The organism is Bacillus sp. FCW2 (assembly GCF_021228595.1).
GTDB classification, from domain to species: domain Bacteria; phylum Bacillota; class Bacilli; order Bacillales; family Bacillaceae; genus Bacillus; species Bacillus velezensis.
Genome location: NZ_CP089436.1, coordinates 191,396 through 205,286, shown reverse-complemented (window position 1 = coordinate 205,286; position 13,891 = coordinate 191,396). Strand labels below are relative to the sequence as shown.

The 13,891-nt window shown below is 48.5% G+C and carries 19 protein-coding genes; 11 read left to right on the top strand and 8 right to left on the bottom strand.

The genetic code is table 11. The features are described from left to right. Positions 1-12 precede the first annotated feature (12 nt). Both K3G25_RS01085 and K3G25_RS01080 read left to right on the top strand, forming a co-directional pair. Complete coding sequence (locus K3G25_RS01085) at positions 13-639, top strand: pentapeptide repeat-containing protein (RefSeq protein WP_022553574.1); 627 nt, start codon at positions 13-15, stop codon at positions 637-639. A gap of 153 nt (positions 640-792) precedes the next feature. Then, a complete protein-coding gene (locus tag K3G25_RS01080) occupies positions 793-1,287 on the top strand; it encodes a DinB family protein (RefSeq protein WP_232489530.1) in 495 nt (164 codons plus the stop codon). A 45-nt stretch (positions 1,288-1,332) separates the two neighbouring features. Here the strand turns inward: K3G25_RS01080 and iolG are convergent, their stop codons facing one another. From iolG to K3G25_RS01065, 3 genes are all read right to left on the bottom strand, one after another. Further along, positions 1,333-2,364, bottom strand: coding sequence for a scyllo-inositol 2-dehydrogenase (gene iolG / locus K3G25_RS01075; protein WP_017417427.1), 1,032 nt, complete (start codon positions 2,362-2,364; stop codon positions 1,333-1,335). A 222-nt stretch (positions 2,365-2,586) separates the two neighbouring features. Beyond that, complete coding sequence (locus K3G25_RS01070; RefSeq protein ID WP_072177109.1) at positions 2,587-3,612, bottom strand: LacI family DNA-binding transcriptional regulator; 1,026 nt, start codon at positions 3,610-3,612, stop codon at positions 2,587-2,589. Between the two features lie 36 nt (positions 3,613-3,648). Next, positions 3,649-4,512 (bottom strand): AraC family transcriptional regulator, encoded by an 864-nt coding sequence (locus K3G25_RS01065; protein ID WP_044053084.1) that lies wholly within the window; start codon positions 4,510-4,512, stop codon positions 3,649-3,651. Positions 4,513-4,634: 122 nt separating this feature from the next. Here K3G25_RS01065 and K3G25_RS01060 point away from each other — a divergent pair, with 122 nt between their 5' ends. Continuing rightward, positions 4,635-6,002, top strand: a complete 1,368-nt coding sequence (locus K3G25_RS01060) for an MATE family efflux transporter (protein ID WP_014417380.1) — start codon at positions 4,635-4,637, stop codon at positions 6,000-6,002. A 35-nt stretch (positions 6,003-6,037) separates the two neighbouring features. Here K3G25_RS01060 and K3G25_RS01055 read toward each other — a convergent pair whose 3' ends face one another. Continuing rightward, entirely contained in the window at positions 6,038-6,778 is a 741-nt protein-coding gene (locus tag K3G25_RS01055) for a squalene/phytoene synthase family protein (protein ID WP_014417379.1), read from the bottom strand. A gap of 84 nt (positions 6,779-6,862) precedes the next feature. Then, on the bottom strand, positions 6,863-8,704 hold the full coding sequence (gene asnB / locus K3G25_RS01050; RefSeq protein ID WP_014417378.1) for an asparagine synthase (glutamine-hydrolyzing): 1,842 nt from the start codon (positions 8,702-8,704) through the stop codon (positions 6,863-6,865). A gap of 175 nt (positions 8,705-8,879) precedes the next feature. Here asnB and K3G25_RS01045 point away from each other — a divergent pair, with 175 nt between their 5' ends. Then, positions 8,880-9,422 carry a DUF2777 family protein gene (locus tag K3G25_RS01045; RefSeq protein WP_014417377.1) on the top strand — a complete coding sequence of 181 codons (543 nt, stop codon included), beginning with the start codon at positions 8,880-8,882 and terminating at the stop codon, positions 9,420-9,422. A gap of 199 nt (positions 9,423-9,621) precedes the next feature. Here K3G25_RS01045 and K3G25_RS01040 read toward each other — a convergent pair whose 3' ends face one another. Further along, on the bottom strand, positions 9,622-9,978 hold the full coding sequence (locus K3G25_RS01040) for a YisL family protein (protein WP_003155128.1): 357 nt from the start codon (positions 9,976-9,978) through the stop codon (positions 9,622-9,624). A gap of 93 nt (positions 9,979-10,071) precedes the next feature. After that, a complete protein-coding gene (locus K3G25_RS01035) occupies positions 10,072-10,977 on the bottom strand; it encodes a fumarylacetoacetate hydrolase family protein (protein WP_007409162.1) in 906 nt (301 codons plus the stop codon). Between the two features lie 217 nt (positions 10,978-11,194). Between K3G25_RS01035 and K3G25_RS01030 the strand changes: the two genes are divergently transcribed. The 7 genes from K3G25_RS01030 to K3G25_RS01000 all read left to right on the top strand — a co-directional run bounded on the left by K3G25_RS01030 (position 11,195) and on the right by K3G25_RS01000 (position 13,549). Beyond that, positions 11,195-11,410, top strand: coding sequence for an aspartyl-phosphate phosphatase Spo0E family protein (locus tag K3G25_RS01030; RefSeq protein WP_014417374.1), 216 nt, complete (start codon positions 11,195-11,197; stop codon positions 11,408-11,410). 189 nt (positions 11,411-11,599) lie between these two features. Next, complete coding sequence (locus K3G25_RS01025; RefSeq protein WP_003155135.1) at positions 11,600-11,821, top strand: spore germination protein; 222 nt, start codon at positions 11,600-11,602, stop codon at positions 11,819-11,821. A gap of 12 nt (positions 11,822-11,833) precedes the next feature. Then, complete coding sequence (locus K3G25_RS01020; RefSeq protein ID WP_007409164.1) at positions 11,834-12,070, top strand: spore germination protein GerPB; 237 nt, start codon at positions 11,834-11,836, stop codon at positions 12,068-12,070. A gap of 35 nt (positions 12,071-12,105) precedes the next feature. After that, positions 12,106-12,723, top strand: coding sequence for a spore germination protein GerPC (locus tag K3G25_RS01015; protein WP_014417373.1), 618 nt, complete (start codon positions 12,106-12,108; stop codon positions 12,721-12,723). After that, positions 12,720-12,896, top strand: a complete 177-nt coding sequence (locus K3G25_RS01010; RefSeq protein ID WP_003155141.1) for a hypothetical protein — start codon at positions 12,720-12,722, stop codon at positions 12,894-12,896. Before K3G25_RS01015 ends, K3G25_RS01010 begins: the two co-directional genes overlap by 4 nt. Then, a complete protein-coding gene (locus K3G25_RS01005; RefSeq protein ID WP_029973169.1) occupies positions 12,896-13,291 on the top strand; it encodes a spore germination protein GerPE in 396 nt (131 codons plus the stop codon). Before K3G25_RS01010 ends, K3G25_RS01005 begins: the two co-directional genes overlap by 1 nt. A gap of 39 nt (positions 13,292-13,330) precedes the next feature. Beyond that, complete coding sequence (locus K3G25_RS01000; protein ID WP_003155143.1) at positions 13,331-13,549, top strand: spore germination protein; 219 nt, start codon at positions 13,331-13,333, stop codon at positions 13,547-13,549. Between the two features lie 43 nt (positions 13,550-13,592). Here the strand turns inward: K3G25_RS01000 and K3G25_RS00995 are convergent, their stop codons facing one another. Next, entirely contained in the window at positions 13,593-13,886 is a 294-nt protein-coding gene (locus tag K3G25_RS00995; RefSeq protein WP_017417418.1) for an HNH nuclease-like protein HlpB, read from the bottom strand. Positions 13,887-13,891: the final 5 nt, after the last annotated feature.

The following is a 13,891-nucleotide window of genomic DNA, read 5'->3' as shown; positions in this document are numbered from 1 at the left end:
AGGGAGTACGAGATGAATACGATCCAAAAACCGAAAATCCCGAAAGAATTGCCGGTGCTTTCTTTTACTGAAGCGCTTCAGGACGACCTCATAAAAGAAGTCGTCATAGAAAACGCCGTGATAAACGGCAAACTGGACGGCCTGCGCGCCGAAAAAGTCATTTTCAGAAACACCGTTTTTACGGATGTCTCTTTCAGACATATGGAATGTACGGATGTCCTGTTTGACAAATGTGATGTCTCAAACGCTGATTTCAGCGGAAGCATCATCCATAGAACGGCGTTTCAGCATTCAAAACTTCTCGGCTTGAATCTGGCGGATTCCGCCATGCGTCATGTACGGTTTGAAGACTGCCTCGCACATTACAGCTCCTTCAGCTATTCCAATATGAAGCATGTACGGTTTGACACGTGCGGCCTATCAGAAAGTGAGTGGAATGATACCGTTCTTGAATACACAGATCTTGACGTCTGTGATTTGAACGGCGCAAACTTCATCGGCACGTCTCTTTTTAATATGGATATCAGCACGTGCACATTTGATCATCTGCACGTCTCGCTTGATAAGCTGAAAGGATGCCGCATCTCTCCGTCTCATGCCGTGACATTCGCAGAAGCGCTCGGAGCCATTGTGACGTGATCTTTTATTAAACGAAACGGCGGGCGGCATCCTGAATAAATGCTCGGCATTGGTGATGTGGGGTGCTGCTTTTTATTTTGCGGCGCTTTTGTTTCGATAAAAGGAATTCGGCCAGGTCATGTTGAATGTACGGAAGGAAGAGGGGGAATTGGAATGTCAGACATTTTAAAGCTGTATCACTACCACAGATGGGCAAATGAGCAGGTTATTCAGCATCTGAAGACCCTGCCCGCGGCAAGCTTACAGCAGAAACTGGATAGTGTTTTTCCGACTGTGAACGCCGTGCTTGTGCATATATACCGGGCTGATTACATTTGGCTTCACGTGCTTTACGGAGAAACTTACGAACAAATCGTCTCGCAGTTTGATCAATTTGAAAAGCTTGACGGAGATTTTGAGGCGATTGAACATAGAATGACTGAACTGGACAAAGAATACAGCGAATTTTTAAGAGAATTGGAGAACACGGAAGGCCCGATCTCCATTTCTCATCCACGCATGGGAACGCTCCGGACGACATATGCCGATGTGATCCGGCATGTTGTGAATCACGGCACATACCATCGCGGCAATATAAGCACGATGCTTCACCAAATGGGCTATAAAAGCGTGCCGACTGACTACATTTTTTTCTCATACGAATCATAAAAAAGCAAAGGCCTCCCGGGCCTTTGCTTTTTTACTTCGAATCTATCATAGTCCGGCATAGCCGAAGGCGCCCGGGGTAAGCTTTACAGGCCTTCCGGTTTTAAACGATTCCGTCGCGGCGATCCCGATTTCTAAGTTAATCGTGGCATCGACGTCTGTCACAATCGGCGTTTCCCCTTTTTTCACACATTCGGCAAAGTGCTCAAGCTCCAGACGGTAAGCGTCTTTAAAGCGGGCTTGAAAATCCGGAATAATTTCGTAGCTGCTGCCTGACTCCGTTAAAATGGTGACATGGCTTTTCCGCAGCGTTCCGACCAAGATGCTTCCCGCCGTCCCGATAATTTCGGCGCGGATATCATGCCCGTACGGAGAATTTCGGCTTGCCTCCACATCGCCGGCCGCGCCCGAATCAAATTCAAGATACGTTAATGCCTGATCAACGTCGCCGCACTCCTCCATGAACGGGTGCTTTAAAATTCTCCCGTGCCCGCAGACGGACGTAACTTCGGCATTCATGAGATATCTCGCGATGTCGTAATCATGAATCGAACAGTCAATGAAAAGCCCTCCGCTATGTTTGATAAATTCCGCGGGCGGTGCGCCTTGATCTCTTGTAAATCCTTTATAATAAATGGGCCTGCCGATTTCCCCGGCGTCGATTCTTCTTTTCGCGTCGGCGTATGCCGGATCAAACCGCCTCATAAAACCGACCTGGCAGATGACGCCCGTTTCTTCGATTTTTTTCATGACTTCTTTAGATTCCTCAAGACTCAGGGTGAGCGGCTTTTCAACAAAGATGTGCTTGCCGTTTTCAGCAGCCTTCATGATCATTTCCGCATGTGTGCTTGTCGGTGTGACAATGATGACGGCGTCAATCGTGTGATCTTCCAACAGGTCATACGGATTCTCCGTCCATTTGGCGATTCCTAATTCTTTCGCACACGCTTCCGCCTTTCCCTTCATCGGGTCACAGACGGCCGCAAGCTCGGCTCCCCGCACTTCGCTGACTAAATGCTTCGCATGAAAATACCCTAATCGTCCTAATCCCAGCACCGCACATCTGACTTGATCTGTCATCTATCACCGCTCCTTTTTTCTTGAGGCCGCATGCCGCAATGGCGCAAGCGGTTTCCCTTATTAAACAGAAATCATTATTTTGAAAGCGCTTTATTTATAACCCAAGCTGTTTGCTTTCTTTTCTTGCAATCCGCAGTTTGCGCAAGCGCTTTCTCAAAGCTGTTTTAATTTTACAATGCTTTTCGCTCGTTTGACAATGTTTTTCATAGAAAAAAACGCGCCTTATCGCTGAGGGCGCGTTTTTGCCGGTGCCGTAGAATGCCTGATGACGAGTTCCGGAGATAAGATGATTTTGCTTTTTGTTTTTTTCTTCCCTTGAATCTCATCAATGAGAAGTTCAACGACACGCCGCCCCATTTCGCGTATGGGCTGAGAAATCGTCGTGAGCGGCGGTGCCGTCATTTCAGCGAGAATGGTATTGTCAAAGCCGATGACCGACAAGTCTTCCGGCACCCGAATGCCCCGGGAGCGCGCCGCCTGTATCGCCGCGCATGACAAGACGTCATTAAAGGCGAAAACGGCGGTCGGAAGGTCTCTGTCAAACAGCTCGCCCGCTGCCTGTTTTCCGCTTTCCAGCGAATATTCCGTCGGTATGATCAGCGATTCATCTAGTGTCATCCCCGCTTCCCGCATCGCTTTTCGAAAGCCTTTGATTCTGTCTCTTTCACCCGTCGTCGAACCGTTGCCGACGATACAGGCAATTCTTTTATGGCCTAAAGATATGAGATGCTCAGCCGCCGTATAGCCGCCCAGAAAGTCATCGATAATGACGACGTCCATCGGCGCGAGCGGTTTATCCTGCGTAATCATTGCAAGCGGGATGCCCGATTTCACCATATCATCAAGCGCTGTGACGCTGTCATTATGATCAAGTCCCGTCGCGAATATAATGCCGTCCGCCTGCTTCTGCCGCAGCATCGAAAAATACTTCGTTTCTTTTTCAGGCTGATAATCGGTGCTGCAGATAATGATATGAAACCCAAGTACACCGGCGCTGTCTTCAATGCTTTTCGCCAGTTCCCCAAAAAACGGGTTTGAAATATCCGGGGTGATCAGGCCGATCATATTCGTCTTTTTGCCCGTCAAAGCGGATGCGTGAACATTCGGATGATAGTCCATCTCCTCCATGACACGGAGCACCATCCGGCGGGTTTTGTCACTGATCCTCCCCGTATTGTTGATGACCCGCGAGACCGTCGAGATAGAGACGCCCGCTTTTTCGGCCACGTCGTAAATTGTCATTTTCATGCTTACCGATCCCTCTTTTTGTTCTCTGGTATTAGGTCAGTCCGTTTTCCGGCTTACGAATTTGCGGTATTCAAGCGGCGAAATGCCTTCAATCTGTTTAAACAGTTTGGAAAAATAGGTTGGGTCCTCCATGCCGATGGCGTCCGCGATCGCCCCCATTTTGTCATTGGTTGCGGACAAAAGACGTTTCGCCTCCGTCATTCTGACTTTGTTCGTATACTGGCCGGGCGTGACGCCGAGCACCTGCTGCATGCAGCGGGTCACGTAGTCTTGGTTGTAATGAAGAGCCGAAGAGAGCGCTTTGATGGTTGTTTTCTCCTGATAGTGCTCCTGCAGGTACCGGGCGGCCTCCCATGCGACTCTTTCCTTTGCGGACGGGATTTGGAACGCTTCTTTCTGAAGATGGAGCAGCAGCTCTTCAAACAGAATCTGCTTTCTGAGCGGCAGATCGGAGTTCTCTGCGCTGTCATCGGTCAGCACACTGAATTGCCCGGCCATAAACTGCGGGCGTCTCACCTTCCCTTTTTGCGGCAGGGACAGGCGGTAGCGGGACGGCTCTTCAAAGCTCCCTTTTTTTCGCCTCAGCTCCGACCAGTTGTTCCCGGTTGTTTCCGTAACCTCATAATCCGCTCCTTCAAAATGAAGCCACGAATAGGATGTCGTTTCTTCACTGCCTTTTGTCCCGTAATGTTCAAGCCCGGGAGAAAGCAGAATATATTCTCCCGCTTCAACGGAAAAGGCGTTTTCGTCTTCTGTAATGTAGAGGACGCCTTCTTTCACATACAGCAGATCAAACACCGGGAAGACCCGTCTCACATGGGTTTCGCCTTTTTTGAACACTCCTTCTCCCGCAGCGATAAAGACCGGGAACGGAGGAACTGTGAACTCGAGAAAGGACATATTTTCGGCCCTCCTTTTTAAGTCGGATTTTTGCAAGAAGTTTCGTTTCTCTCCCTTTTTATTATAAGAAAATGGAGGTACACTTTTAAACGTTGATTTTGTCAGGAAAGGGGTTAAAAGAAATGAAACAAGCGATTTTAAAACGGGCTGCGTTCAAACAATCCTCTGATCACAAACTCTCATTATACGCGCTGACTTGGCCGATATTTATTGAGGTTTCATTATATATGTTTATGGGAAACGCCGACACTCTTATGCTTAGCCAATACTCTGACAACAGTGTGGCGGCCGTGGGTGTCAGCAATCAGATTTTAAATTTAATTATCGTGATGTTCAGCTTTATCGCTACGGGTACGACAATTGTGATTTCACAGTTTTTAGGATCTAAACAGAAAAAAGAGGCGCAGGAAGTGGCTTATGTATCAATAGGAGCGAACTTTGTCATCAGTCTCGCCATCAGCGCCGCCATATTTTTTGCGGCCGTTCCGCTGCTTCATGTGATGGGTCTTTCCAATGAATTGATGCCGGATGCTAAAGTCTTTTTGCAGGTGGTCGGCGGGCTGTCCTTCATTCAGGCTTTGATTATGACATTCAGCGCCATTTTAAAAAGCTACGGTCATACGAAGGATACGATGTTCGTTACGATCGGGATGAATATTTTAAATATTGCCGGAAACTTTCTTGTCATTTTCGGGCCGCTCGGCCTTCCGGTGTTAGGCGTCGCCGGTGTTGCGATGTCAACATCCATCGCGCGGATCATCGGGCTGATCGCGATGATTGTGATCGTCAAAAAACGCATCGGACTCGGTCTGACATGGCAAAAGATTTTTCACGTCCATAAAGAGCACTTGCGGAAACTCCTGAAAATCGGGATTCCGTCTGCCGGCGAACAGCTGTCTTACAACATTTCACAAATGGTTGTTACTTATTTTATCGCAATTATGGGCGCTCAGGCGCTTACAACAAAGGTTTATACGCAAAACATCACCATGTTTATCCTGCTGTTCGGAACGGCGATCAGCCAGGGCACACAGATTTTGATCGGCAGATATATCGGCGCCAAACGGTTTGACGACGCTTATGACCGCTGCATGAAAAGTCTGTACTGGGCGCTTGGCATTGCCGCTTTGACATCCGTGATCATGACCTTGTTTTCAAAGCAGCTGATCGGAATTTTCACAAGCAGCCCTGACATTATTGCGACGGCGAGCATGCTGATCGCCATGACGATCATTCTTGAGCCCGGCCGCTCATTTAATGTCATTATCATCAACTCACTGCGGGCTGCCGGAGATGCAAAATTCCCCGTTTACATGGCGATGATTTCCATGTGGGGTATCGGACTGCCTCTCGCTTATCTGTTCGGCATCCATTTCGGATTAGGGCTTATGGGCATCTGGATTTCATTTATCGCGGATGAATGGGTCAGAGGCATTCTTATGTACAGAAGATGGCGGTCGCGGATTTGGATTCAAAAAGGGATTGCATAAACGCCCGAAGCTTCGTTATGAAGCCGGGCGTTTTTTTATGCTTGCGAAAGCCGTTGTCTCATGTCACCGAGCTCTGACCGGTAATGTGCCAGCAAACCGGTAACGGCGGGCCTTGAGTATAACGGAAACAGCTCCAGCTCTTCAGACGCCTCCTCGAAATACGCCTCGGCCTCGAATGCGATGTACTCCCATACATTCATAAAAGCTTTGTTGACGGTATGGCTCTCCAGCTCTTCTTCCGTATAGCCGAATTGCTTCATCACCTGGCGCGGGAGACGCTTTTTCGCCCGCTCATCCGTATGGACCCCCAGAAGCACCCGGGTCAGCTGAATGGCTGCTCCTAATGAAACGGCTGCATGGCGGAGTTTCTCTTGGTTCCGGCGCGCGCAAACCGGCAGCAGAAGCAGGCCGAGGGCTCCGCCTGTTTGGCCCGCGTACATCAGCAGGTCATCAAACTCTTGATACGTTACTTTTTCTCTGTCAGAGATTTGGCCGGCGATAAACTCACGTAACGGCTCTTCTTCAAGCGCAAATTGCTGCCGCACATCGGCGAGCGCTTCCCACAAAAAGCCGTCGGCGCGTGCCCCGTTCAGAAAGTCTTGTGCCGCCTGTTCAAATCCCCCAAGTTCCTGCACATCAAGCCGGTCAGCTTCGTGAAACAAAGCAAGCACCGCCCATGCGGCCCGCCTGTTTTTTGGCGGCAGGGATGAGAAAGTCCGTTTATATAAAGGAAAGTGCGCCTCGGCAAGCTGGGCGCATGTTTCGTATTCGGTCATGGTATCACTCCTCTGTTTTTAGTGTACCATATGTTTCACAATAAAAAGACCGATATCCTTCAGCGGAAACCGGTCGCGGCACTGTTATTCTTCTATATCGATACGGTACGCCTCAAACCATGTATGGATCTGGGCAAGATGGGCGATCAGCTGCGGGCCTTTCATCAGCTGGCCGAACCACGGAACCTGAAAAGATGAACCTTCTGTCTCCAGCAGCATTTCCAGCTTCTTTCTGTCAAGCAGGGTGTGAAGCACGGAATCTTTCTGTTGTAAAATCGTTTTCAGCCATTCTGTGACCCCCTGCGTGTATTTCGGGTGATGCGTTTTCGGATAAGGGCTTTTTTTGCGGTACAAAATATCTTCAGGAAGCAGTCCTTCAAGCGCTTTCCGCAAGATGCCTTTTTCCCGGCTGCCATGCATTTTCATTTCCCAAGGAATATTCCAAACGTATTCCACAAGTCTGTGGTCGGCGAACGGCACCCGTACTTCAAGACTTGCGCCCATGCTCATGCGGTCTTTGCGGTCGAGCAGATTTGTCATAAACCAAAGCATATTTAAGTAGAACAGCTGCCGTCTCGCTTTATCTGTTCCCGTCTCACCGTCTAACAGCGGCGTTTCCGCAATGGTTTCTTCATATCTCGCATTCACGTATTCTCTAAGATTCAGCCGTTTTTGCCACTTTTCATCCAAGAGCGTGATTCTCTCCTCAGTCGACCTCATCCAAGGAAATCCGTCTTCTTCTGCTGCGGTGTGAAACCACGGATATCCGCCGAAAATTTCGTCCGCACATTCTCCGGAAAGGCTCACGACAAAATCTTTTTTAATTTCCCTGCAGAACCATAGTAGCGAGGAATCCACATCAGCCATGCCCGGCAGGTCTCTGACGAGAACGGATTCCTCCAGATGTTCAACCAGCTGATCCTGCGTAATCACGCACTTATGATGCTGTGTGCCGTATGCATTTGTCATTTTATCGATCCACGGGCCGTCATCATTCGGCTGAAAGGCGCTCGCTTTAAAAAATTTGCTGTTCTCCTCATAATCAATTGAATAAGTATGAAGGGGATCTCTGCCTTGTTTCTCAAAATGAGCGGCGGCTATCGCGGTTATCGCGCTCGAATCAAGCCCCCCTGATAAAAACGTGCAAACCGGCACGTCAGATACGAGCTGGCGTGTCACTGCATCCTGAAATAAGTACCGAATGTGAGCCGCGGTTTCATCGAAGCTGTCTGTATGCTTTTCGCTCTTTACATTCCAATAACGCCATATGGACAAACCGTCCTTTGAGAAAGTGAACGCATGAGCGGGACGCACCTCGTGAATTCCTTTAAACACCCCGCAGCCCGGAGTTCTGGACGGCCCGAGTCCGAATACTTCCGCAAGTCCGCCGCTGTCTGTGCGGGCTTTCACATCAGGATGAGCAAGGATGGCTTTCAATTCCGACCCAAACAGAAAGGAAGAGCCGTGTTCTTTATAAAAAAACGGTTTGACGCCGAGCCGGTCTCTTGCCCCGAACAGCCGCTCGCGCTTTTCATCCCAGATGGCAAAAGCGAAAATACCGTTCAAGCGGTTCACGCACTCCTCCCGCCACTCAATATAGCTGTGCAGCAGCACTTCTGTATCAGAGGTCCTCTCAAAACGGTGGCCCCTCGCCTGAAGCTCCTTCCGCAGTTCCTCCGTGTTATACAGCTCGCCATTATAAATGATGGTGTACGTCTCCTCTTGATGCGTGCAGGCCATCGGCTGGCGGCCGCCTTCAATGTCAACGACCGAAAGTCTTTTATGTCCGAATAAAACATGGGGCTCTCCCCAGACGTTTGAATCATCAGGCCCTCGTTTTGAAAGAGTGTCTATCATATTGTTCATAATATGTTTCTCTTGGACGAGCTGCTTTTGAAAATCGACCCAACCCGCAATTCCACACATGTGATATCAGCTCCAATCCCGTTTCTGTCGGTATCAAATTCGTTTCTATCAGCACTTTACCCAGTTTATGCAAAGAAACGCAGATAGTTGATTTGTCCCACTAAGAGTTGTATGAGACAAGCCCGATTTGGAAAGAACGGAAGAGAAGAAACAAACAAAGGAGACCGGCACGGTTATGAAACGAAAACAGCTTTTCTCAGAAAAAAACAAATGGGGGCGCGGCACCCTGATGATAGAGGACGGCATCTGCCTCGTCGAAAACGATGAAGGCGATATCCTGCTTGCAGACAGTCTAGGAAACGCAGACGTATTGATGAAACGCGGCGGCAGATGGCAGCCGGCACGGATTTGCGGCGGTGCGGCCGAAATCGGCGCTGACACCATCCCCCTGCTCGGCGGGGAAGAAATCCGTTATGAAAAGGCGGTCAAACGGCCGCTGTTAACCTTGCTCGATTCGCTGGACGATGAAACGTTTCTGCTGTTTCTCAGCCATCTTCACGGGTTCGGCCTGTCTGTATATGATTGCGTATTTTCCTACAATCAGGCGCTGTTTTCCGGTGAAGGCGTTTCGTTTTATCACTTCTCGGCGGATGACGCACAATGCGCCCTGCAGCATCACCGCGGCAGCTCGGGTAAACACGACAGATTTGAATGGACGGCATCTGACGGGCGGCGCTCCATTATGTATTCAGCGGCAAAACAAGACGGCACCGCGTAACAAACAGGCGGCACCTTTTAAATAGGTGCCGCCTGATGGATTTAGCTTTGTTTTCACGCTGATTGACGCCCGGCGTTTGCTTTTACCCTTTACAGCCGTAGCTTTTTCGGTAACAAGAGTGATTGACGCTGGCACAGTTGCGCAAAATGTATGCGCAACTAAAAAAACCCGGATGCATCCGGGTTTTTAAAGCGACTGATTAAAATACGTGAAAGCCGATCGGCAAGTGAAGGCCGAGCAGCACTGTCAGGACGAGCACGATAATAAATCCGATCCACAGTCCGCCGGTTGATTTGCCTTTTTTCTTACGGATGACGAGCATTTCCATCAGTCCGATGGTAATGATGCCGAGCAGCATTTTTCCGGCATACTCTCCGTTCCAATTCGCAAAACGGACGAAAAGCTCAGCTCCGGTCAGAATAATAATAATGTAGAATAAGCGCAGAATCATATGCGTAATTTTTGCGCCCTTCGCTTTTCCGGCACCGTACAGCCCGTAGCTGACAAACACCAGGATAAGCGCAACGACCCATGAAGTAATATGCCAATGTGTCATTATGTTCAATTCCCCCTATCAGATCAATCTGCCTCACTTATGGTACCACAACAAGCCGCTCGGAGCATTATCAATCGTGCGAAAGACACACAATTATCCGATTTGGTTCGACAGCGTGCCGATCGGTTCAATTGTAATGTCAATGCGGTCCCCCGGCTTTAAAAATTTCGGCGGCTTAAACCCTTTTCCGACACCGGACGGCGTCCCCGTCGCTATAATGTCACCGGCTTCAAGCGTCATCCCTTTTGACAGCGTCTCGATTAATTCAGCTATCGGAAAAATCATGTCACCCGTTGATCCTGATTGGCGCAGTTCTCCGTTCACCCGCGTTTCAACTTTCAGGCTTTGCGGATCACTGACGGCCGACTTATGTACAATGACCGGGCCCATCGGGCATGTCGTATCCAGGCTTTTGCCGATAAAAAACTGTTTATGTTTTTTCTGCAGATCGCGCGCTGTTATATCATTTACAATTGTATAGCCGAATATATGATCAAGCGCATGTTCTTTGGAGATGTGCGATCCGCTTTTTGATATGATTACCGCAAGCTCCCCTTCATAATCAAGCTGCTCCGTTACGTCCAAGTGGCTGTTCACTGTTTCTCCGTGTCCTGTAACGGCAGCGGGGGCTTTCGTAAAAACCATGGGATGCTCCGGTATATCAGCCTCACTCCCCATTTCAACGGCATGATCACGATAATTTTTCCCGATGCAGATCACGTTCTTTGAAGGTCTCGGAATAGGCGCGCAAAGCTTTACGTCAGACAGCGCATACATAAATGAACCCGACTCGTCATTCGGTTTTTTCGCCCATTCCGCAAGCTGTCCGGCATGCGCGACAAACTTATCTCCTTTTTGAATGCACTCGATCAGCGAACCCGGAATCGTCTCAAGTTCAAACAATTTTTTTTCAGCCTTTTGCAGATCTAAGATTTTGTCATCATCAATGATCAGACCGACAAATGTTCGGCTGTTCAGTTCCCCTGTCGCAAATTTCATGTTAATCCCCCATCATTTTTAAATCTGGCATTCCTTTATGTATTCTTCCTCCAGGCGGGAAATTCCTCTTTTAAACAGGCTGAAAATAAGTGTAAAAGAGTATCAAAAATTGTCACTTTTTTAGTCATATTGACGAAATAAAACCTTCTTGGACAAAATGGGTTATACTATTATCATCCTATGTTTTCCAAAATAATCGAGAATTGGAGATCACACGATGAACAAAATTGAAGAAAAAAGATTAACTTTATTCGAGACAGCGCAAAAATTCGGAATCAATGCGACGGAGACCATCAGGTGCAGCCAGGAGCTGGACAGCCTTTTAAACGGGTGCCGGGGCGGGCTCATCCAACAAACGAAAGACAGCGGGCTGAACCCGTCCGTACAGATTGAGCACGGCCGCACCGCAGGAAAAAAAGAGGCTTTCTCATAAACGTGATGTGTATATAAATCTGTATCATTTATGTATAAGGCCCGGCATGCGTATAGCGCCGGTGTTTTTACGTCTAAAGTTTTTTCCGCTCACAAAAATGTGCATTTGTCATAAGCTATTTTAGGCAGGCAGCCCAGATAAGCTCCTGGAGTGCAGTCATGAAAATCTTCACGAAAAGGATGTGCTCGTATGCCCGCAATTGTCGGAGCGTTTAAAATTAATGCCGTCGGTACGAGCGGAGTCGTTCATATAGGCGACTGCATCACCATTTCTCCAAAAGCAGAGGTTAAGACATTTGCCGGAGCGGGCAGCTTCAATACCGGAGACAATCTCACACTGACGAATTACAGAAATTCAACGAATGTGTACGATAATGATGTAATCGATCAGCCGATGGCAGGAAACGCATAAAGGAGGCGCCGTATGAATTTTTACGTCAATCAGTCGATCCATATCAATTACATGCGTGTAGAATCTGTCAGCAATTCCTCCATACTGCAAATCGGAAGCGCCGGTTCAATTAAATCTCTTTCCAATCTGTACAATACAGGGAGTTATGTTGAGCCGGCGCCGCCTGTCACCGCGGGGCAGCAGACTGTAACAACAGGGGGAGGTCCCGGCACCTCATCATTTGTACCGCTCCAGCCGCCAAGCCGGTAGTTTTAATGAAGGAAACGAGACGCGAGGTGAATGTCATGTATGATCAATCCGTTTCATCCTATCTGCAGAATTTAAATTCTTTCGTCCAGCAGCAGGCGCAGCAGATTCAGGAGCTCGAACGGCAGCTGAAAGAATTCCAAAATGAAATTTCAACGCTGAAGCAGCAGCCTTCTACAAGAATCGATCGGCTCGAGTATAAATTTGATCAGCTGAAAATTGAACGGCTGGAAGGAACGCTGAATATCGGATTGAATCCGACTGATCCGAATGCCGTGCAAAACTTCGAAGTCGGCCAGACATCTCCGCAGGTCGGAATGATGCAGCAGGAACAGGCGGGCCAGCAAATGCAGCAAATCCGTCAAAACGTCGATATGTACCTGAATGAAGAAATCCCCGCGCTTTTAGAGAAGCTCGAAACTCAGTATGAGAGCAGGCTGGACGAAGCGAACAAATATCATATTATTGAAGATATCAGAAAGCAGATGGACAGCCGGATTCAGTATTATCTGTCCCATGTCCCGAAAGAAGAAAATACGGCGCCCGCGCAATATGCCGAGCAGATTGCCGAACATGTGAAGCGTGATATTGTCAGGGCCGTCGAGCACTTTATTAAGCACATACCTGGTGAAATGAAAGGTGATGATCCGTCATGATTTTTACAGTGATTAACCGGAATATTGAAGTCGGCGACATCCGGTCTACCGGTGTATCCAGTTCTTCCTTATTATTAATCGGCGACACCGATTCCGTCTATCTGTCTTCCATCTTTGACACGCCTCCGGAATCTCTTATTATCGGGCCTTATGTGCCGCTGGCGCCGGAATAATGTTAAAGCGCATTTCACGCCTCCGGAACGCCAAAATCAATTCAGTCGGGATTGCGAGTGTCTTTCAAGCAGGCGATACGAATGAAATCAATATGCGGGTCAAAGTATTGGCCGATCAGCGTACTATTGCCTTATACAGAGACGATGAAGGCTCATTTAACAAAAAAGAATACCAGATCTTTCGGCAGCCGGCCGTCATGCCGTTACCGGAAACGGGAGTCCAAAGCGCATTCTGCCATGAAAACCCTTCAATTCGGGTAAGGAATGTGAAAGTTCAAGGGGTATCGTCAGCGTCCGTGGTTCAAATCGGATCGACGTCGATCGTTCTGGGAGATTCGCGGCTGAAACATATTAGGCAGATCTTCACATCAAGCTCACAATCACAGCAGCCCTGACATATAATGACGGTGAGACTTCTATAAAGGGTGTCGTTTATGCCAGCAATTACCGGACCTATAGCTATCAATTCCATATCGGGCGGAGTCGTAAACTTTGGTGATTCCTTTTACCTTTCTCCAAAAAGCTCTTCTAAATCTGCGCTCGGTTCGGGAGCAGGCAATACCGGAGATTTCCTGTTATTAAACAACGTTGTCAATGCGACAAACTATATAGACCCCGATGTCAGCGATCAAAATGTGGTCGGAAACGCCTAAAAAGCAGCCGCTCTTTCAGAAGAGGGCTGCTTTTGGTTCAGCGTTATGTTCGTTCATTTGCTTTTTTTGTTTTTACAAGCTTTTTTGGCGGCTGTTTTCTGATCCATTTCACAAACCGCGCGAGTTTCGGGTCACGCCGCAGCTCTTCTATTCCCGCGAGCCTTGCCGCAAGCTCCTGATTCGTATAGAGCGCGTGAACCTGTTTATGACAAGGGATGCAGAGCATTGCGGTCGGAAGGAATGTCCCGCCTTCTTCCTTAGGCGTTAAGTGGTGCTCCGTCAGCCGCACATGATGACGGCCGCATAATTCACATGTGCCCTCGGCAGAATCGGCCATAATTC

Excerpts from the sequence above, each read along its gene's own strand:
- K3G25_RS01015 (WP_014417373.1), top strand. The coding sequence starts at position 12,106 with ATGTATGATCAATCCGTTTCATCCTATCTGCAGAATTTAAATTCTTTC.
- K3G25_RS01030 (WP_014417374.1), top strand. The coding sequence starts at position 11,195 with ATGAACAAAATTGAAGAAAAAAGATTAACTTTATTCGAGACAGCGCAA.
- K3G25_RS01025 (WP_003155135.1), top strand. The coding sequence starts at position 11,600 with ATGCCCGCAATTGTCGGAGCGTTTAAAATTAATGCCGTCGGTACGAGC.
- K3G25_RS01020 (WP_007409164.1), top strand. The coding sequence starts at position 11,834 with ATGAATTTTTACGTCAATCAGTCGATCCATATCAATTACATGCGTGTA.
- K3G25_RS01035 (WP_007409162.1), bottom strand. The coding sequence starts at position 10,977 with ATGAAATTTGCGACAGGGGAACTGAACAGCCGAACATTTGTCGGTCTG.
- K3G25_RS01055 (WP_014417379.1), bottom strand. The coding sequence starts at position 6,778 with ATGACCGAATACGAAACATGCGCCCAGCTTGCCGAGGCGCACTTTCCT.
- K3G25_RS01070 (WP_072177109.1), bottom strand. The coding sequence starts at position 3,612 with ATGAAAATGACAATTTACGACGTGGCCGAAAAAGCGGGCGTCTCTATC.
- K3G25_RS01040 (WP_003155128.1), bottom strand. The coding sequence starts at position 9,978 with ATGACACATTGGCATATTACTTCATGGGTCGTTGCGCTTATCCTGGTG.
- K3G25_RS01085 (WP_022553574.1), top strand. The coding sequence starts at position 13 with ATGAATACGATCCAAAAACCGAAAATCCCGAAAGAATTGCCGGTGCTT.
- K3G25_RS01045 (WP_014417377.1), top strand. The coding sequence starts at position 8,880 with ATGAAACGAAAACAGCTTTTCTCAGAAAAAAACAAATGGGGGCGCGGC.
- asnB (WP_014417378.1), bottom strand. The coding sequence starts at position 8,704 with ATGTGTGGAATTGCGGGTTGGGTCGATTTTCAAAAGCAGCTCGTCCAA.
- K3G25_RS01065 (WP_044053084.1), bottom strand. The coding sequence starts at position 4,512 with ATGTCCTTTCTCGAGTTCACAGTTCCTCCGTTCCCGGTCTTTATCGCT.
- K3G25_RS01005 (WP_029973169.1), top strand. The coding sequence starts at position 12,896 with ATGTTAAAGCGCATTTCACGCCTCCGGAACGCCAAAATCAATTCAGTC.
- iolG (WP_017417427.1), bottom strand. The coding sequence starts at position 2,364 with ATGACAGATCAAGTCAGATGTGCGGTGCTGGGATTAGGACGATTAGGG.
- K3G25_RS01010 (WP_003155141.1), top strand. The coding sequence starts at position 12,720 with ATGATTTTTACAGTGATTAACCGGAATATTGAAGTCGGCGACATCCGG.
- K3G25_RS00995 (WP_017417418.1), bottom strand. The coding sequence starts at position 13,886 with ATGGCCGATTCTGCCGAGGGCACATGTGAATTATGCGGCCGTCATCAT.
- K3G25_RS01080 (WP_232489530.1), top strand. The coding sequence starts at position 793 with ATGTCAGACATTTTAAAGCTGTATCACTACCACAGATGGGCAAATGAG.
- K3G25_RS01000 (WP_003155143.1), top strand. The coding sequence starts at position 13,331 with ATGCCAGCAATTACCGGACCTATAGCTATCAATTCCATATCGGGCGGA.
- K3G25_RS01060 (WP_014417380.1), top strand. The coding sequence starts at position 4,635 with ATGAAACAAGCGATTTTAAAACGGGCTGCGTTCAAACAATCCTCTGAT.